We start from the raw sequence: 17,385 nt of genomic DNA, 5'->3' as shown, positions 1-17,385 counted from the left end.
AGTCAGCTAGAACGGAACGCGCCCCAGAACCATGTCCCGGTACATGACAAAATCGCCGAGCAGGCTATAGAAGGGGTGTTGGAACGTTGCCGGGCGGTTCTTCTCGAAGAAGAAATGCCCGACCCAGGCAAAGCTGTAGCCTGCCAGCGGCAGGGTCCACAACAGCATCCAGGCTCCGCGACCAATGGTCAGCGTCAGAATCAAGATAACCAGGGTCGTGCCGATAAAGTGTAAACGGCGACAGGTGCTGTTGCTGTGCTCACTGAGGTAGTAAGGATAGAACTCAGCGAAGCTGTTGAATCGTTTGACGTTTTCCACGACAGCGATCTCTGTGGTTATTGTTCTTGCTGCAAGTTGTTCTGCGGGTAGCTTATTTGAGTCTAGAGTGATCAATGGCATCAGCCACTGACAATAGGCGCCACTTTAGTATCCTTCGGTCAATAGCCGTAGCATGCGGCCACCATGTAAGAAAACGCCATGAGCGAACGAACGACTTCTGCAAGCTGGGCGATGGGGATTGTCAAAGCGCTGGAGATGGACGGCCTGGATTGCCGGGCTCTGTTCAAGCAGTTGGGGCTCGACTACGCGGCACTGGATGATCCGGACGCACGCTTCCCCCAAGATTCCATGACCCGGTTGTGGCAACGCGCGGTCGAGCTGTCCGGGAACCCGGCCATCGGCCTGAACATGGGCAAGGTGCTGCGACCGGCGCAGTTTCATGTGGCCGGTTACGCCTTGATGTCCAGCCGGACCCTGGCCGAAGGCTTTCAGCGTCTGGTGCGCTATCAGCGGATCATCGCCGAAAGTGCCGACCTGAGTTTCCAGCTGCTGGAAGAAGGCTACGGGCTGATTCTGACCGTGCATGGCGATCATCTGCCGCCGACCCGGCAAAGCGCCGAAGCTTCAATGGCCTGTGCCTTGGCGCTGTGCGGCTGGTTGACCGGGCGTACGTTGCAACCGCGCAAAGTGTTGTTGCAAGGTACCGAGCCGGTCAATCTGGAACCCTATAAACAAGCTTTCCATGCACCGCTGGTGTTCAACGCGCCTTACGATGCGCTGATTTTCGAACCCGCCGATATGGAAGCGCCGCTGCCGACGGCCAACGAGGCCATGGCATTGCTGCATGACCGCTTTGCCGGCGAGTACCTGGCGCGTTTTTCCGAAAGCCGCGTGACCCACAAGGCGCGGCAGGTGTTGTGCCGCCTGTTGCCCCAAGGCGAACCCAAGCGCGATACCGTGGCGCAGACGCTGCATCTGTCCCAGCGCACCTTGCAGCGGCGCTTGCAGGAAGAGGGTACGAGTTTTCAGGCGCTGCTGGACGATACCCGGCGCGAACTGGCCGAACAGTACCTGGCACGACCGAACATGACCTTGCTGGAAATTGCCTACTTGCTGGGGTTTGCCGATCCGAGCAACTTCTTCCGTGCTTTCCGGCGCTGGTTCGATGCCACACCCGGCGAGTACCGGATGCGGCTGATGCAAGCACCTGATGCGGTCAATGACGCCAAAATGCCGGAATACACAGCACAAACACCGTAATGATCTCCAACCGGCCCAGCAGCATGCCGAACGAGAGAATCCACTTGGCGGCATCCGGCAGGGTGGCGAAGTTGCCCGCCGGGCCGATGGTTTCGCCGAGCCCCGGGCCGACACCGGACACGGTACTGGCCGCGCCGGTGAGGGCGGTCATCCAGTCCACGCCGAGCAGCGACAGCAGCAGCGCGATCACACAGATGGTGATTGCAAAGAAGAACGAAAAGGTCAGGATCGACCGCACGATTTCTTCGTCGAGGCGGTGACCGTTGTACTTCTGCTTGATCACCGCCCGCGGGTGAATCAGCTGGTTAAGGTTGGCCTTGAGCAGGATATAGGCCACCTGGAAGCGGAAAATCTTGATCCCGCCCGCGGTCGAGCCGGAACAACCGCCGATAAACCCCAGGTAGAAAAACAGCATCAGCGAGAAATTGCCCCAGAGGCTGTAGTCCCCCAGCGCGAAACCGGTCGTCGTCACCACCGATGTCACGTTCAGCGCCACATGCCGCAACGCCTCCAGCCAATGCAGCTGGGTAGTCCACCAATACCAGGTGCCGAGCACCAGCCAGGTCACCAGCAGCATGCCGAGCAGGCCTTGAACCTGTTCGTCCTTGATCAGCGCCCGACGGTTTCCACGCAACGTGGCCACATACAGGGTGAACGGCAGGGCACCGAGAATCATGATGACGATCGCTACCCAATGCACCGCCGGTTGCGGCCACTTGGCCAAAGACTGGTCGGAGGTCGAGAAGCCGCCGGTGGAAATGGCCGACATCGCATGGTTGATGGCGTCGAACGGGCTCATCCCGGCCCACCAGAACGCCAGGCTGCCGACAATGGTAATGCCGACGTAGGCCGCCACGATCAGCCGCGCCACCATGTGTGAGCGGGGCATGACCTTTTCCGAGCGGTCCGACGATTCGGTCTGGAACAGCCGCATGCCGCCGATGCGCAACAGCGGCAGGATCGCCACCGCCATGCCGATGAAGCCGATGCCGCCGATCCAGTGCAGCAACGAGCGCCACATCAGGATGCCGGGGGACATGTTGTCCAGGCCGTTGAGCACGGTTGCGCCAGTGGCGGTGATGCCGGACATGCTTTCGAAGAATGAATCGGTGTAGCTGATGTGCTGGGTCAGCAGGAATGGCAGCGCGGCGAAGATGCACACCACCAGCCAACTGCTGACGGTCAGCAGGTACATGTCCCGGGGGCGCAGGTGAACATGTTCGGGGCGCCCTGGAATCACCAGCGCCAAACCGGCGACAAAGGTGATCATGCTGGCCCAGAGGAACGATGGCAGATCGCTGGTGCGCTCGAAAATGACCAGTGTGGCCATGGGCACGACCATGGAGATCGCCAGCGTGATCAGGAAGATGCCGATGATGAAACCAATGATCCGTAAGGTCGGCAACGCCATGAGGTCCGCTCGGCTGATAGTGGAAAGGGCGCCATTCTACCTGCGGGGCAGGGCATGTAAACCGGCACTGCTGCGACAGTTACAGCTAGAATAGCCGCACAAATTTTTCAGGAGGTGGCCGATGCAGGCTCTCGACGCTTTGCTCAACCGTGTTTCCGTTCCACGACTGATTGACCCTGCACCCACTGCCGAGCAGCGCGAGGTGCTGTTTGGCGCCGCCATGCGCGCTCCGGATCACGGTCACTTGCAGCCTTGGCGTTTCCTGACGGTGGAAGGCGCGGCGCGTGAGCAGATGGGCGAGTTGCTGGTCGAGGCGGCGAAACTGCAAGACAGCGAAGTCGGCGAAGCGGCCATCGACAAGGCGCGCAATAATCCACTGCGTGCACCACTGGTGGTGGTGGTGATTGCGCGGTTGCAGGATCACGTCAAGTATCCGAAGTCCGAGCAATTGCTGGCGGCAGGCTGTGCGGCCCACGGGATTTTGCTGGCGGCGTATGCGCAGGGCATTGGCGCGGTGTGGCGTACCGGTGACCTGGCTTACTCGCCCCATGTGGCCAAGGGTTTGGGCCTGGCGGAAGGGGAAGAGGTGATTGCTTTCCTGTATCTGGGCACACCGCAGAAAGAACCGCGTGTGGCCGAGAAAGTCGACCTGGCCGAATTCGTCAGCGCCTGGCCTGGCAAGATCTGACACCGTAATTCTCCCACAGGGTCAGGGTTGCACTACTGCTCCTGGGACGAGAGGCAATTCCAGGCTGGCAATGAACCCGCCTTCCGGGTGATTGGCCAGCACCAGACTGCCGCCATGTCGCTCCGCCGCGCGCCGGGCGATGGCCAGGCCCAGGCCGTGTCCGGCCGCAGTCTGCCCCGGCGCCCGATAGAACGGCTCACCGAGCTGGCTCATGTATTCGGCACTGACCCCGGGCCCATGATCGCGCACAGTCACGACGATCCGCTCACCCTGACGCAGCGCCTGCATTTCGATCGGTAGGCCACCCACCGGATTGAAACGCTGTGCGTTGCGCAGCAGATTGTCGACGGCCCGTTCGATCATGGTCGGCCAGCCCTTCAGATTCAGTTGCGATTCGGCTTCGAGGTGGACCAGTTGCTCGGGTGAACCGAGTTGCGCATCCTTTTGCAGGGTATTGAGCAAGGCGTTCAGGTCCACCTCTTCCGCACTGGCGTTATCGGAGTCGACCCGCGCCAGTACCAGGATTTCGCTGATCAGCGCTTCCAGGCGGTCGCACTCGCGGGTCAGGCGCGGCCACAGCTGTTCCCGTTCCTGTGGGGTGGCCCGTTCGGCCAGTGCCAGCGCGATACGCAGGCGGGCGAGGGGCGAGCGCAGTTCATGGGACACATCCCGCAGCAGTTGCCGCTGACTGCCAATCAGGCTTTGCAGGCGCGCGCCCATGCGGTTGAAGTCGTTGGCCAGGACGCCGAACTCATCGCGACGGTTGGCCAGCTTGACCAGGCTGTTCTGTTGATACGTGGTTTGTCCCAGGTCATGCACCGCGCCGCGCAGACGGCTGAGCGGGCGAGTGATGGAGAAGGTCACCAGCAGGCTGAACAGGGTCAGCACCACCAGGGCGATCCCCAGCGCACTGAGCGGCCAGAGCAGGCTCTCGCGGTGCCAGGCGTCCAGTTCCGGGTGTGCAATGCGGTAGATGAACAGGTAGGTGTCACCGGTTTTTTCGCTGGTGAACTCATCGGTCAGACGCCGCCACGGCAGGCGCCGGTCCTCATTGTTCTGGCGCGCCTCAAAGGCCGCCGCACGTTTGGGGAAAGTGCCGCGCACCAGCGGATCGCCGCTTTCGTTAAGCACCTGAACGTCGATGTGATACTGGCGTTTGCGTTGCTGGAGAATGTCCTGGGCGGCGTCTTCACCCTGGCTTTCGTAGGTTTGCGTCCACTCTTCGGCCAGCGTGTTGAGGCCCGGGTGGCGGCTGAGAATCCATGCGTCCTGGTTGAGCATGTGCCCGAGCAGGATGGAAAGCCCTGCAACCAGGGCGATGGCCAGCCAGAAGCTGGCCAGGATACGCCAGAACAATGAACGCACAGGAAATCCTCAAACAAACACAGAATCCCATGTAGGAGCGAGCTTGCTCGCGAAAAACGCATAGATAACACGGGCTGCCTGATGCCGCGCGTTATCGTTGACGTCCATCGCGAGCAGGCTCGCTCCTACAGTAGATCAAAAGCATCAGACCCAACGGTGTTCAGCCGTCGGGTCCGGGGTCAGCGCATTATTGCGCCTTTTGCGGTTGTTGCGCTTTCCAGGCCTTGAACTCGGCCCACTCGGCGCGACGTTCAGCCTGTTTTTTCTGGATCTCGTCGAATTTCTTCTGTTGATCCGGTTTCAGCAAGGCGCGCACATCCGCTTCCGCTTTCTTGTGGTTGGCGGCCATCTCGTCCTCCATGGCTTTCTGGTCGGCTGGCGAGAGTTTCTCCAGGTACTTGTCGACCAGTTGCTTACGCTCGTGCATCTGCTCGCCCATGATCTTGCGGATCTGCTCGCGCTGTTCGCGGCTCAGGTCCAGTTCACTGTACGGGCCTTTGCCGTGCATGCCGTGCATCTGACCGCCGTGGCGCGAGCCGTCCATCGACCCACCCATGGGGCCCGTGCCTTCAGGCATGGCCATGGCAACGGTCGGCAGGGCAGCAGCGAACATCAGAGCGATAAGAGTCTTGCGCATGGTGTATCTCCTTGTCTCGTTCCCGGTACGTTCCGGATGAGTACAGATTACGCAGATCAAGGTCAGCGACGGTCAGCGGTACGTAAAGCTTGGGTAAAGATGATTTTGCGCCGACCTGACAAAACGTCCAGGTGCCTGACTGTAGGAGCGAGCTCGCTCGCGATGGAGTTGAACGATTACGCGTGCTGTCTGGAAAAGCGCGTTGACTGTGAGACCATCGCGAGCAATCGAGCGTCGACCGGCTGCTCCTACAGGCTGTAGTAGTAACCGCGGCTGCGCAGGGCGACGATACGCGGGCGGCCATCGGGGTGTGGGCCGATCTTCTTGCGCAGGTTGCTGACGTGCATGTCCAGGCTGCGGTCGTACAGGGTCAGCTTGCGGCCGAGGGCGATCTGCGCCAGTTCCTGTTTGTCCAGGGGCTCGCCCGGTTGCTTGAGCAAGGCTTCCAGCAGGCGGCTTTCGGAGACGGTGAGGGTGAATTCCTGTTCGTCGATGCTGACCACGCCGCGCACCGGGCTGAAACACAGGTCGCCCAGTTCCAACTGGCTGGACACCGCCGCCGGGTGGCTACGGCGCAGGACTGCGCGCAAGCGGGCGGTCAGTTCCCGTGGGTCGCAGGGCTTGGCCAGGTAATCGTCGGCGCCGAGTTCCAGGCCGAGGATACGGTCCAGCGGTTCGCCCCGGGCCGAGAGCATCAGTACGGGCAAATCCGGGTGATCGCTGCGCAACTGCTTGAGCAGTTCCAGGCCGCTGCCATCGGGCAACATCACATCCAGCACCACGGCCGCCGGGGCGGTTTCAGCCAGCGCGCGGCGTGCGCTCTGGCCGTCGTGACAGGCCCGAACCTGAAACCCTTCCTGGCTCAGCCAACTGCTCAGGAGCTCACACAGCTCCTGGTCATCATCAATAAGTAACAGCTCGCTCATGACTCACTCAATTTAGCCATTGTCGACGTTTTCGACTTGCTCCACTGGCGAAGATACCGCAGAGCAGAGCCAATAGCGCTACCCCGGCGCCAATGACGAACCATTGTTGCTGGTCGGTCAGCAGGCGCGGCAGCGGACTGCTGGCCTGGGCTTCCTTGAGTTGCAGCTTCAAACGCTGGTTCTCCTGGCGCAACCGGGCTAGGAGCGGGCTTTCGCGTTCGCCATCGGCAGTTTGCAATTGTTTGTTCAGTTCTTCCCGTTGCCGTTCGCTTTCTTTCAAGCGTTGCTGCAGCTCGGTGATCTGGCTTCCGGCGCTCAAGGAAAGCGGCGTCGAGTTGCCCCCCTCGGCGTTTTCTTCACCGTGGGCGGGCGCCACGATCGACAACGTGACCAACATCAGGCACAACGGACCCTTGCGCATGGCGACTCCTGGTTCCAATACGAGTATTGGGAAAGTTGTCGGCCGGCAAACGAGAATAATGAGCGATTGAGAACGCGATGAACCGATATGGTTCACCGCGTGGGGCATTGCGAGAAGAAAGTTACGGCAGGACTTGCTTGAACGGCTTCACCAGAACGTTGGCGTAGACGCCTGCGGCGATGTACGGATCAGCGTCGGCCCAGGCCTGGGCGGCGCTCAGGGAGTCGAATTCGGCGACGATCAGGCTGCCGGTGAAACCCGCCGCGCCCGGATCATTGCTGTCGATCGCCGGATGTGGGCCGGCCAGTACGATGCGACCTTCGCCCTTGAGCACTTGCAGGCGCTCGAGGTGTGCAGGCCGAGCGGCCAGGCGGGCTTCCAGGGAGTTGGCGACGTCTGTGGCAATGATTGCGTAAAGCATGTCAGTCCTCGGTTTTTGGCGTTGTGGTGTCGGCATCGTGCAGATGACGGGACAGGTAGATGCCCTGGCCGATCAGGAACAGCAAAGTCATGCCCAGGCTGCCGAAGACCTTGAAGTCGACCCAGTAGCTCTGGAAGGTGAACGCGACAAACAGGTTGGCGGCACCGCAAAACAGGAAGAAGGCGATCCAGGCGATGTTCAGGCGCGTCCAGACCGGCTCCGGCAAGGTCAGCGCGTGGCCCATGATGCGTTTGATCAGCAGGCTGTCACCGACGAAGTGGCTGCCGATGAACGCAAGGGCGAACAGCCAGTTGACCACCGGGGCTTTCCACTTAAGGAACGTCTCGCTGTGGAACGCGAGCGTCAGGCTGCCGAAGACCAGGCAGGCGATCAGGGTCAGCCACTGGCTCTTCTCCAGCTTGCGCTGCTTGATGAACAGTGTGCCGTAGACCACCAGGGAACTGACGATCAGCATCGCGGTGGCGCTGTAAATACCGCCTACAGTGATCTCATGACCGGCGATGTCGACGACCTGTGGGTCGATTTTGAAGACGATGAAAAACAGCAGTAGCGGGATGAAATCGATGAATTGTTTCACAGTGGCAGCCAGAAGCAGGATGTGGCGGCATAATAACAAACATATGGGCGCGCGATAGCGCCAGCTTATTTGAGGTTACAAAGCCCTGTGAATGTTGATTTGCACTGCCATAGCACGGCCTCCGATGGCGCCCTGGCGCCTGCGGTTCTGGTGGCGCGGGCGTTCGAGAAAGGCGTGCGAGTCCTGGCCTTGACCGATCACGACACCCTCGAGGGCCTCGACGAGGCCCGGCACGCGGCTACCGCGCTGGGGATGCAACTGGTCAACGGCGTCGAATTGTCCTGCACCTGGGGCGGCGCGACCATTCATATCCTGGGCTACGGTTTTGACGTCAACGCCGCGCCGTTGGTCGAGGCCATCGCCAGATTGCATGATGGCCGCTGGCTACGCTCCGAGGAAATCAGCCGCAAACTGGCGCTCAAAGGCATGCCGGGGGCGCTTGAAGGCGCCCGGGAGATCCAGCAGGAGCTGGGCGACAGCGGTAACGCGCCGGCCCGCCCGCATTTCGCCGACTGGATGGTGCGTGAAGGTTTCGTCAAGGATCGCGCCGAGGCGTTCCGCAAATGGCTGGGCGCCGGCAAGCTGGGCGACGTCAAGCAACACTGGCCGACCCTGGAGGAAACCGTCGAAACCCTGCGCGCGGCCAAGGCCTGGGTGAGTCTGGCACACCCCTGGCACTACGAATTCACGCGCAGCAAGCGACGTCGCCTGATTGCCGACTATATTCAAGCAGGGGGCCACGCCATCGAAGTGGTCAATGGTTACCAGCCTGCCGAGCAAGTGGGCAGCCTGGCCATTCTGGCCCGCGAGTTCGGTCTGCTGGTCAGTGCCGGCAGTGATTTTCATGGCCCCGGAGGCTGGTCGGAGATCGGTGAATACCGGCCACTCCCGGAGGATCTGCCACCGCTATGGTGTCGATTCAAACATGACCCAATTATTGCCGCCGTCTGAACAGGTAGAGAATGTGAGTCAATTTTTCCAGATTCATCCGGAAAACCCGCAAGCGCGCCTGATCAAACAGGCGGTCGAGATCATCCGCAAGGGCGGGGTGGTGATTTATCCCACGGACTCTTCCTACGCCATAGGTTGCCAGATCGGCGACAAGGTAGCCGTGGAGCGCGTTCGGCGTCTGCGGCAGCTGGATGAAAAGCACAACTTCGCGCTGATTTGCAGCGACCTGTCGCAACTGGGGCTGTTCGCCAAGATCGACACCGGCACTTTCCGCATTCTCAAGGCCCATCTGCCGGGGCCGTATACCTTCATTCTCAACGCCACCCGCGAAGTGCCGCGGCTGTTGTTGCACCCGAAGAAACGCACCATCGGCCTGCGTGTGCCGAGCCACCCGATTGCCCTGGCGCTGCTGGCTGAGCTGGGCGAACCGTTGATGAGCGTAACCCTGATCATGCCAGGCGATGAAGATCCGTTGAGCGATCCGCACGAAATGCGCCAGTTGCTCGAACATCAGGTCGATCTGATCATCGACGGCGGTTTCGGCGGGATCAAGGCGTCCACCGTGATCAGCCTCGCCGACGGCGAGCCGGAAGTCATTCGCGTTGGTTGCGGCGACCCTGCGCCGTTCATGGTCGAGGCCTAGATGTCCGCAGTAGAACCCGTCGACAGTCAGGCCGGAGCCCAGCAGGAACTGCCCTTCGCCATGGTCTATGGCCAGGCGGTCATGGAAATGCCGCTGGACCTGTATATCCCGCCGGATGCCCTCGAAGTCTTTCTCGAGGCGTTCGAAGGCCCGCTCGACCTGCTGCTGTACCTGATCCGCAAACAGAACATCAACATCCTCGACATCCCGGTGGCGGAAATCACTCGCCAGTACATGGGCTACGTCGAATTGATGCAGTCGGTGCGCCTGGAGCTGGCCGCCGAATACCTGGTGATGGCGGCGATGCTGGCCGAGATCAAGTCGCGGATGCTGTTGCCACGGGCCGAAACCGTCGAAGACGAAGAGGAAGACCCGCGCGCCGAACTGATCCGCCGCTTGCAGGAATACGAGCGTTTCAAGGCTGCCGCCGAAGGCATCGACGGCCTGAGTCGCGTCGGTCGCGATGTGGTGGTGCCCAGGCTTGACGCCCCGGAGGCCCGGGCACGCAAGCTGTTGCCGGATGTGCGCTTGTCAGAGCTGCTGTTGTCCATGGCCGAGGTGTTGCGCCGTGGCGACATGTTCGAAAGCCATCAGGTCAGCCGCGAAGCGCTGTCGACCCGCGAACGCATGAGCGATGTGCTGGAGCGCCTCAAGGGCGGCGGTTTCGTACCGTTTGTCGAGCTGTTCACCGCTGAAGAAGGGCGCCTGGGGGTGGTGGTGACCTTTATGGCGATCCTTGAATTGGTCAAGGAATCCCTGGTCGAGCTGGTGCAGAATGAGCCATTTGCCGCGATCCACGTGCGAGCCCGAGCCGAATAACGAGTCGAAACATGAACCTGACTGAACCCCGTGATCTGGCACCCTTGCTTGAAGCCTTTCTGTTGGCCTCGGGAAAGCCGCAATCTTTGGAAAGCCTGTTCGAACTCTTTGAAGAAGGCGAACGCCCGGAGCCACCGGTCTTCAAGAAGGCCCTGACGATTCTCGCCAAGTCCTGCGATGGCCGCGCGTTTGAACTCAAGGAAGTGGCCTCGGGGTATCGCCTGCAAATTCGCGAGAAATTTGCGCCTTGGGTCGGGCGTCTGTGGGAAGAGCGCCCGCAGCGTTACTCCCGGGCCATGCTGGAAACCATGGCACTGATTGCCTATCGCCAGCCGATCACCCGCGGTGAAATCGAAGACGTGCGGGGCGTGGCGGTCAACAGCAATATCGTCAAGACCTTGATGGAGCGCGAGTGGATCCGCATCGTCGGCTACCGCGATGTGCCCGGTAAGCCGGCGATGTTCGCCACCACCAAGGCGTTCCTCGATCACTTCAACCTGAAGAACCTCGACGACCTGCCACCGCTGGCGGAACTGCGCGAGCTGGAACCGGATCCGGTGCTCGACTTCGATGATGCCCCGGTACCGGCAGCCCTGCAGGAACTGGCCGACGCCAGTGCCGAACCGGAAGAGCCCAAGGAAGAAACCAGTTTCCACACGCTGCTGCTGGAACTGGACAGCATGGAGGAGGGGATCAAGACCGATTTCGACGATTTGCTGCGTGATGGGGCGTCGCCTGAATTCGATCCGGAACAGTCGGTTATCGAGCCAGAAGTCGAAGCGGCACAGCCCGAGCCTGAACCGGAAATTGAACCGGAGCAAGAAGACGACATCCTCGGTGTCGCCGAAGCCCGGGAAAAACTCCTGGCCGCCGTGGCTGCCCTCGAACAGTCGAAGCCCGAGCCCGAACTGTCGGATGAAGAAGCCGAAGCCCAGGCCCTGGCCGAAGCCATCGAGGCCGAACGGCGCCAGTTCGAGGACTGACACCGATCCTGTAGGAGCGAGCTTGCTCGCGATGGTCGTGAACGATGACGCGCACATCCGGATGCCCGTGGCGCCATTGGGTTTTTCGCGAGCAAGCTCGCTCCTACAGGGGGTTGTGATCGCCGAATGATCAAGTTGCGTGTCACCGGTCGGCGGAAAAGCAAATAACCTTGCCTTGATCAGCTAGTCTCTGATGCGCAAACGCCCTCATGCGCGTATGATTCGCGACCCTTCGGCGATCCCTTCGCCCAAGTACCCAGTTTTCAGACCACACCGGGAGGTGCCCAGATGAGTATCAAAGACCAGCAAGACGATCAGCCAATCGGCCCAGCAGGCGAAAAACTGCAGAAAGTCCTCGCCCGTATCGGCGTCGGCTCGCGCCGTGACGTGGAAGCCTGGATCAGCCACGGCCGCATCAAGGTCAACGGCAAAGACGCCACCCTTGGCCAGCGTGTCGACATGCACGACGCCATCACCATCGATGGCAAGGTGATCAAGCGCGAAGAGGCCGCCGAGTCGGTGCGCCGCGTAATCATGTACAACAAGCCCGACGGCGAGATCTGCACCCGCGTTGACCCGGAAGGCCGTCCGACCGTGTTCGACAAGATGCCGCGCCCGAAAGAAGGCCGCTGGATCAACATCGGTCGTCTGGACATCAACACCACCGGTCTGCTGATGTTCACCACCGACGGTGAACTGGCCAACCGCCTGATGCACCCTTCCTACGAAATGGACCGTGAATATGCGGTACGTGTGCGTGGCGAAGTCGATGACGAGATGATCGAGCGTCTGAAGGCTGGCGTTGTCCTTGAAGACGGCCCGGCCAAGTTCACCGACATCAAGCAGGCGCCAGGCGGTGAAGGTTTCAACCACTGGTATCACTGCGTGGTGATGGAAGGTCGTAACCGCGAAGTTCGTCGCCTGTGGGAATCCCAGGGCCTGGTGGTCAGCCGTCTGAAGCGCGTGCGTTTCGGCCCGGTGTTCCTCAACTCCGATCTGCCGATGGGCCGCTGGCGCGAAATGAGCCAGTACGAAGTCGACATCCTGAGTGCCGAGGTCGGCCTGACGCCGGTCGCGATGCCGCAGATGAACGCCAAGAGCAAGGACAAGCTTGACCGGATGCAGCGCAAGTCGTCGCGTCCGATGGCCAAGACCGAACGCGTTCGTACCCTGCGTCCAGCCACTGGTGCAGCCGCCGCACCTGCCGCGCCTCGTGCCAGCCGCGAGCCGCAGATCGAAGGCGAGCGTCCAGGGCGCAAGCCTGCTGCCCGTCAGGACGGCGAACGCGGTCCACGTACGCCACGTCCGGCCAACGGCCGTACCGAGCGTGGCGAAGGTCGTGGTACGCCGGTAGCCGATCGCCCGGCCGACACCAAGCGCCCGGCCAAGCCTGCGCCGAAGCGTCCGGGGATCAAGCTGGTCGACGGTGATACGCCATCGGGCAAGCGCCGTGGCGCACCGGCCGGTTCCGGCCAGCGTCCAGGCTTCGGTCGCCGCAAGCCGGAGTGAGGCAGCGGTAAGCTGTTAGCGGCAAGTGAAAAACGCCAACCTTCGGGTTGGCGTTTTTTTTCGTCTGGCTTTATGTCCGTATTGTTTTTGAGGGCGCCATCGCGAGCAAGCTCGCTCCCACAGGGTGATGAGTTTGCTCGGAGAATCGCGATTAAAATGTGGGAGCGAGCTTGCTCGCGATGGCGTCAGTCGTCGCGCTGAGACCTCCAATATGGAAATCATGGTTTACGCCATGTAAAGAAATCCTGACAAAAACCACGGATTAACCCCGTGGAATCGCCATCCCCTGGATACCGTAAGAAAACGCTTACGCTTCAGCGTCTTCCTTCCTCCTTCCGACCCTCTGGCCCGCTTGTTTCACCGCTCCATGCAGGGTGTTATGCGCGCCATGCCTGTCGTGCAGGTGCATAACAAAAAGGAGGCGCAATGAACGCCGCAATCCGTTTTCATCTCTCCGCGAGTGGCGTGTTTGGCGCCGTCTGCGTCGATGATCCGCAAGGATCTGACCCATTTTTTGCAGCCGCCCGAGCCTCTCGGGGCGGACACAGGCAATCCCGGCCATAGACACGCTTGTCCAGCGGGTCTGGCAGCAGGGGGTTACAGGTGTACAATGCGCCGCGTTTTACCTGTGACCTCCTGCGCATCTGCGCAAACCTCAAGGCTATCCGCCTTGTTCACTCCGTCGCGTCACGAGCGTGTCGGGTTCGATTTCGTCACAGATAAAAACAAACAGGTGACGCATGACCGTTGTAATTACGCTGAACTCCTGGTGCCTGCGCTGGGGTTTGATCGGTGCCGCTTAACGCCTTTCTTGAGCAGCAACGTCTACTGAACATCATCAAACCTTGCGTGAGACCCTTTTCATGAGTGGACAAAACCCGCAATCAGGCGAGCTGAAACGCGGCCTGAAAAATCGCCACATTCAATTGATCGCCCTCGGTGGCGCGATCGGTACCGGCTTGTTCCTCGGCTCGGCCGGGGTGCTGAAATCCGCCGGCCCGTCGATGATCCTCGGCTACGCCATCTGCGGCTTCATCGCCTTCATGATCATGCGCCAACTGGGTGAAATGATCGTCGAAGATCCGGTGGCCGGCTCCTTCAGCCACTTCGCGCACAAGTACTGGGGTGGCTTTGCCGGCTTCCTGTCGGGCTGGAACTGCTGGATTCTGTACATTCTGGTGGGTATGTCCGAGCTGACAGCGGTCGGCAAATACATCCACTACTGGGCGCCGGACATCCCGACCTGGGCCTCCGCAGCTGCCTTCTTCGTGCTGATCAACGCCATCAACCTGGCCAACGTCAAAGTCTTTGGCGAGGCCGAGTTCTGGTTTGCGATCATCAAGGTCGTGGCGATCGTCGGCATGATTGCTCTGGGCAGCTACCTGCTGGTCAGTGGCAATGGCGGCCCGCAAGCTGCGGTCAGCAACCTGTGGTCCCACGGTGGCTTCTTCCCGAACGGTGTCACGGGTCTGGTGATGGCCATGGCTTTCATCATGTTTTCCTTCGGTGGCCTGGAAATGCTCGGTTTCACCGCTGCCGAAGCCGACAAGCCAAAAACCGTGATTCCGAAAGCGATCAACCAGGTGATCTACCGGATCCTGATTTTCTACATCGGTGCATTGGTGATCCTGCTGTCGTTGACGCCGTGGGACAGCTTGCTGACCACCCTGAACGCTTCCGGTGATTCCTATAGCGGCAGCCCGTTCGTGCAAGTGTTCTCGATGCTGGGCAGCAATACCGCTGCGCACATCCTCAACTTCGTGGTCCTGACCGCTGCGCTGTCGGTGTACAACAGCGGCACCTACTGCAACAGCCGCATGCTGCTGGGCATGGCCGAGCAAGGCGATGCGCCAAAGGCATTGGCGAAGATCGACAAGCGCGGTGTGCCGGTGCGCTCGATCCTGGCCTCGGCCGCCGTGACTCTGATCGCGGTACTGCTGAATTACCTGATTCCGCACAGCGCGCTGGAACTGCTGATGTCGCTGGTGGTGGCCACCCTGGTGATCAACTGGGCGATGATCAGCTACTCGCACTTCAAGTTCCGCCAGCACATGAACAAGACAAAACAGACGCCGCTGTTCAAGGCCTTGTGGTATCCGTACGGCAACTACATCTGCCTGGCGTTCGTATTGTTCATCCTTGGTGTGATGTTGTTGATTCCGGGGATCCAGACATCGGTGTACGCGATTCCAGTGTGGCTCGTGTTCATGTGGGTCTGCTACGGCATCAAGAACAAGCGCAGTGCGCAACATGCACTGCAGGTTGCCGGCTCTGCGGCGAAGTAAACGCAGAACGCAGAAACAACGAACCCGGCCATGTGCCGGGTTTGTTTTTTTTCGGGGTTCACATAAATCCCTTTGTGGGAGCGGGCTTGCTCCGGGCGGCGTTCCGACGAAAGCGGTTTAACCGTCAGCATTCAAGTCGACTGACACTCCGCATTCGCGAGCAAGCTCGCTCCCACAAGGTCCGGATTCCTCCCATCTATTCGCGGTATCCTGCACACTCTGAATACGGACGCTTTTCCATGCTGGTGATTTCCAACAACGTGCAGCTGCCGGATGCCGAGATCGAGTTGACGGCCATTCGCGCCCAGGGCGCGGGTGGGCAGAACGTCAACAAGGTTTCCAGCGCCGTGCACCTGCGCTTCGACATTCCTGCGTCGTCTTTGCCCGAGTTCTACAAGGAGCGGCTGCTGGCGCTGCGCGACAGTCGCATCACCAGCGACGGTGTGTTGATCATCAAGGCCCAGCAGTACCGGACGCAGGAGCAGAACCGCGCCGATGCGCTGTTGCGGTTGACCGAGTTGATCCTCAGTGCCACCAAGGTCGAGAAAAAGCGCCGTCCGACCAAGCCGACCCTCGGCTCGAAGACCCGTCGCCTCGAATCCAAGAGCAAGCGCGGTAACATCAAGGCCGGGCGCGGCAAGGTCGACTTCTAGCGGGCGTCCCGCGCTTCGCGTTGCTTCGGCGCCTGCCGGTACAGGTATAGGCTCAGCATCAAACCGCTGAGCGCGGCGAGGGCGGCGAACAGGAAGATCGAAGCGAACCCGAACCCGGCAGCAATCGCCCCTGCCAGCGGCCCGGTGATCCCCAGCGACAAGTCGATGAACAGCGAATAGGCGCCGACCGCTGCACCACGGCTGGAGGCCGGGACCAGGTTGACCGCCTCCACGCCCAGTGCCGGAAACACCAGCGAAAAGCCGAAGCCGCTCAGCGCCGCACCCGCCAGTGCCCAATGAGCATCCGGTGCCAGCCACAGCAAGAGCAATCCCAGGGTTTCCACTGACAGGCAGGCAATGGCCACGCGAAAGCCGCCGAGGCGGTTGATCAGGTTGCCGAACAGCAAGCGCGCGCCGATGAAGCTGGCGCCGAACAGGCTTAGGCACAGCACCGCGTTGTCCCAGTGTTGCGTGGCGTAATACAAGGTGATGAAGGTGGCGATGGTGCCGAAGCCGATGGAGCCCAGGGCCAGGCCGCAACCGTGGGGGAACACTCGCCCCAGCACATGCATGAACGGCAGGCGCTCACCGGCAACAATCGGTGCGGCGGTTTTCGGCCAGGCCAGCAGCAGGCCGAGAACGGCCAGCAATACAATGCTCACCCCCATGCTCCACAAGCCCAGTTGATGGACGAGCAGCACGCCCAGGGGCGCGCCGACAGCCAGTGCGCCATAGCTGGCGATACCGTTCCAGGAGATGACCTTGGCGGTGTTCGCCGCACCGACCCGGCCGATGCCCCAGCCAATCGAGCCCGAGCCCACCAGGCTTTCGGCGCTGCCGAGCACCAGACGGCCGATCAACAGGCTGATCAGGCTCAAGGTCGGCAGGCTCTGGGTCCAGGCCGAGACCAGCATGAACACACCGCTCAAACCGCAACCGGCCAGACCATACATCACAGCCAGTTTGCTGCCCTTGTTGTCGATGATCTTCCCGGCATAGGGGCGGCTGAGCAGGGTGGCCAGGTATTGCACGCTGATCACCAGACCCGCGATCACCGCGCCGAAACCCAGGTCGCTGTGGACGTAGCCGGGCAATACGGCCAGGGGGATGCCGATGTTCAGGTAGCCAATGAAGGTGAAAAGGACGATGGAAACGACTTGCAGCGTGACCGCCAGGGGGCGCTGGTTTTCAGGCATGGGGAAAGGTCCACGGTAAAGCAGGATAGATAGGCTGCTTATGATAGCGGTGTGGACGGTCGTCGGTTGTGAAAAAGTAAAACTATTTACCGGGCGGTGTCATTCAGCTTTGACGGGAGCGACCAGTTGCGTGGTGACCAGGGCGGCCAGCGCATTTTCCTGGGTGCCGAAGCGGGCGAGCAAAGCGGCTTGTTTCTCGGGAGAGAGGCGATTCCAGATCTCGATCATTTTCTCGGCGGTGCCGATCAGGACGCTGGCCTGCGCTTCGCTGAATTCATCGGTCATGGAAAGTTCTCGTTTCAGGCAGTGTGGAAAGCGCATGGTAGCGCTTTCCACACGG

Annotated in this window: 19 protein-coding genes; 9 read left to right on the top strand and 10 right to left on the bottom strand. The window is 60.9% G+C overall.

The annotated features are described in order from the left end of the window. Positions 1-6: 6 nt before the first annotated feature. Positions 7-318 carry a DUF962 domain-containing protein gene (locus J4D25_RS07740; protein WP_057715941.1) on the bottom strand — a complete coding sequence of 104 codons (312 nt, stop codon included), beginning with the start codon at positions 316-318 and terminating at the stop codon, positions 7-9. Between the two features lie 159 nt (positions 319-477). Between J4D25_RS07740 and J4D25_RS07735 the strand changes: the two genes are divergently transcribed. Next, positions 478-1,539 (top strand): AraC family transcriptional regulator, encoded by a 1,062-nt coding sequence (locus tag J4D25_RS07735; protein WP_079246791.1) that lies wholly within the window; start codon positions 478-480, stop codon positions 1,537-1,539. Here J4D25_RS07735 and J4D25_RS07730 read toward each other — a convergent pair. Then, complete coding sequence (locus J4D25_RS07730; RefSeq protein WP_057715939.1) at positions 1,496-2,950, bottom strand: TrkH family potassium uptake protein; 1,455 nt, start codon at positions 2,948-2,950, stop codon at positions 1,496-1,498. The two genes, J4D25_RS07735 and J4D25_RS07730, sit on opposite strands and share 44 nt — an antisense overlap. 121 nt (positions 2,951-3,071) lie before the next feature. Between J4D25_RS07730 and J4D25_RS07725 the strand changes: the two genes are divergently transcribed. After that, entirely contained in the window at positions 3,072-3,638 is a 567-nt protein-coding gene (locus J4D25_RS07725; RefSeq protein WP_057715938.1) for an NAD(P)H nitroreductase, read from the top strand. A gap of 21 nt (positions 3,639-3,659) precedes the next feature. On the opposite strand, the gene J4D25_RS07720 is transcribed toward J4D25_RS07725, so the two are convergent. The 6 genes from J4D25_RS07720 to J4D25_RS07695 all read right to left on the bottom strand — a co-directional run bounded on the left by J4D25_RS07720 (position 3,660) and on the right by J4D25_RS07695 (position 8,006). Then, positions 3,660-5,003: a HAMP domain-containing sensor histidine kinase gene (locus tag J4D25_RS07720; protein WP_057715937.1), complete on the bottom strand. Its 1,344-nt coding sequence runs from the start codon at positions 5,001-5,003 to the stop codon at positions 3,660-3,662. A gap of 187 nt (positions 5,004-5,190) precedes the next feature. Continuing rightward, positions 5,191-5,640 carry a Spy/CpxP family protein refolding chaperone gene (locus tag J4D25_RS07715; protein ID WP_057715936.1) on the bottom strand — a complete coding sequence of 150 codons (450 nt, stop codon included), beginning with the start codon at positions 5,638-5,640 and terminating at the stop codon, positions 5,191-5,193. A 248-nt stretch (positions 5,641-5,888) separates the two neighbouring features. Further along, positions 5,889-6,566 (bottom strand): response regulator transcription factor, encoded by a 678-nt coding sequence (locus J4D25_RS07710; protein WP_007975295.1) that lies wholly within the window; start codon positions 6,564-6,566, stop codon positions 5,889-5,891. Between the two features lie 7 nt (positions 6,567-6,573). Continuing rightward, positions 6,574-6,987, bottom strand: coding sequence for a hypothetical protein (locus J4D25_RS07705; protein WP_057715935.1), 414 nt, complete (start codon positions 6,985-6,987; stop codon positions 6,574-6,576). 121 nt (positions 6,988-7,108) lie between these two features. Then, complete coding sequence (locus tag J4D25_RS07700) at positions 7,109-7,408, bottom strand: YciI family protein (protein ID WP_057715934.1); 300 nt, start codon at positions 7,406-7,408, stop codon at positions 7,109-7,111. Between the two features lies 1 nt (position 7,409). Continuing rightward, entirely contained in the window at positions 7,410-8,006 is a 597-nt protein-coding gene (locus J4D25_RS07695; RefSeq protein WP_057715933.1) for a septation protein A, read from the bottom strand. A gap of 87 nt (positions 8,007-8,093) precedes the next feature. On the opposite strand from J4D25_RS07695, the gene J4D25_RS07690 reads away from it, so the two are divergent. From J4D25_RS07690 to arfB, 7 genes are all read left to right on the top strand, one after another. Then, positions 8,094-8,957 carry a PHP domain-containing protein gene (locus tag J4D25_RS07690; RefSeq protein WP_057715932.1) on the top strand — a complete coding sequence of 288 codons (864 nt, stop codon included), beginning with the start codon at positions 8,094-8,096 and terminating at the stop codon, positions 8,955-8,957. 13 nt (positions 8,958-8,970) lie between these two features. Continuing rightward, on the top strand, positions 8,971-9,600 hold the full coding sequence (locus J4D25_RS07685) for an L-threonylcarbamoyladenylate synthase (protein WP_032829738.1): 630 nt from the start codon (positions 8,971-8,973) through the stop codon (positions 9,598-9,600). A 60-nt stretch (positions 9,601-9,660) separates the two neighbouring features. Continuing rightward, the gene (locus J4D25_RS07680) at positions 9,661-10,419 is read left to right on the top strand and encodes a ScpA family protein (protein WP_181456712.1); all 759 of its coding nucleotides are present in this window, start codon (positions 9,661-9,663) and stop codon (positions 10,417-10,419) included. Between the two features lie 11 nt (positions 10,420-10,430). Next, the gene (gene scpB / locus J4D25_RS07675; protein WP_057715930.1) at positions 10,431-11,402 is read left to right on the top strand and encodes an SMC-Scp complex subunit ScpB; all 972 of its coding nucleotides are present in this window, start codon (positions 10,431-10,433) and stop codon (positions 11,400-11,402) included. A 288-nt stretch (positions 11,403-11,690) separates the two neighbouring features. Continuing rightward, on the top strand, positions 11,691-12,911 hold the full coding sequence (rluB, locus tag J4D25_RS07670) for a 23S rRNA pseudouridine(2605) synthase RluB (protein WP_057715929.1): 1,221 nt from the start codon (positions 11,691-11,693) through the stop codon (positions 12,909-12,911). Positions 12,912-13,774: 863 nt separating this feature from the next. Further along, positions 13,775-15,196, top strand: a complete 1,422-nt coding sequence (locus J4D25_RS07665; RefSeq protein ID WP_057715928.1) for an amino acid permease — start codon at positions 13,775-13,777, stop codon at positions 15,194-15,196. A 239-nt stretch (positions 15,197-15,435) separates the two neighbouring features. After that, the gene (gene arfB, locus J4D25_RS07660) at positions 15,436-15,849 is read left to right on the top strand and encodes an alternative ribosome rescue aminoacyl-tRNA hydrolase ArfB (protein WP_057715927.1); all 414 of its coding nucleotides are present in this window, start codon (positions 15,436-15,438) and stop codon (positions 15,847-15,849) included. Here the strand turns inward: arfB and J4D25_RS07655 are convergent. Both J4D25_RS07655 and J4D25_RS07650 read right to left on the bottom strand, forming a co-directional pair. Continuing rightward, entirely contained in the window at positions 15,846-17,045 is a 1,200-nt protein-coding gene (locus tag J4D25_RS07655) for an MFS transporter (RefSeq protein WP_057715926.1), read from the bottom strand. The genes arfB and J4D25_RS07655 overlap by 4 nt on opposite strands. Positions 17,046-17,144: 99 nt before the next feature. Further along, entirely contained in the window at positions 17,145-17,330 is a 186-nt protein-coding gene (locus J4D25_RS07650; RefSeq protein WP_057715925.1) for a hypothetical protein, read from the bottom strand. Between the last annotated feature and the right edge of the window lie 55 nt (positions 17,331-17,385).

The organism is Pseudomonas sp. GW456-L13 (assembly GCF_017350115.1).
Taxonomy (GTDB): domain Bacteria; phylum Pseudomonadota; class Gammaproteobacteria; order Pseudomonadales; family Pseudomonadaceae; genus Aquipseudomonas; species Aquipseudomonas jessenii.
This window is presented reverse-complemented; position numbering and strand designations above follow the sequence as displayed.

Excerpts from the sequence above, each read along its gene's own strand:
- J4D25_RS07735 (WP_079246791.1), top strand. The coding sequence starts at position 478 with ATGAGCGAACGAACGACTTCTGCAAGCTGGGCGATGGGGATTGTCAAA.
- J4D25_RS07730 (WP_057715939.1), bottom strand. The coding sequence starts at position 2,950 with ATGGCGTTGCCGACCTTACGGATCATTGGTTTCATCATCGGCATCTTC.
- J4D25_RS07725 (WP_057715938.1), top strand. The coding sequence starts at position 3,072 with ATGCAGGCTCTCGACGCTTTGCTCAACCGTGTTTCCGTTCCACGACTG.
- J4D25_RS07715 (WP_057715936.1), bottom strand. The coding sequence starts at position 5,640 with ATGCGCAAGACTCTTATCGCTCTGATGTTCGCTGCTGCCCTGCCGACC.
- J4D25_RS07710 (WP_007975295.1), bottom strand. The coding sequence starts at position 6,566 with ATGAGCGAGCTGTTACTTATTGATGATGACCAGGAGCTGTGTGAGCTC.
- J4D25_RS07705 (WP_057715935.1), bottom strand. The coding sequence starts at position 6,987 with ATGCGCAAGGGTCCGTTGTGCCTGATGTTGGTCACGTTGTCGATCGTG.
- J4D25_RS07700 (WP_057715934.1), bottom strand. The coding sequence starts at position 7,408 with ATGCTTTACGCAATCATTGCCACAGACGTCGCCAACTCCCTGGAAGCC.
- J4D25_RS07680 (WP_181456712.1), top strand. The coding sequence starts at position 9,661 with ATGGTCTATGGCCAGGCGGTCATGGAAATGCCGCTGGACCTGTATATC.
- scpB (WP_057715930.1), top strand. The coding sequence starts at position 10,431 with ATGAACCTGACTGAACCCCGTGATCTGGCACCCTTGCTTGAAGCCTTT.
- rluB (WP_057715929.1), top strand. The coding sequence starts at position 11,691 with ATGAGTATCAAAGACCAGCAAGACGATCAGCCAATCGGCCCAGCAGGC.
- J4D25_RS07665 (WP_057715928.1), top strand. The coding sequence starts at position 13,775 with ATGAGTGGACAAAACCCGCAATCAGGCGAGCTGAAACGCGGCCTGAAA.
- arfB (WP_057715927.1), top strand. The coding sequence starts at position 15,436 with ATGCTGGTGATTTCCAACAACGTGCAGCTGCCGGATGCCGAGATCGAG.
- J4D25_RS07655 (WP_057715926.1), bottom strand. The coding sequence starts at position 17,045 with ATGCCTGAAAACCAGCGCCCCCTGGCGGTCACGCTGCAAGTCGTTTCC.
- J4D25_RS07650 (WP_057715925.1), bottom strand. The coding sequence starts at position 17,330 with ATGACCGATGAATTCAGCGAAGCGCAGGCCAGCGTCCTGATCGGCACC.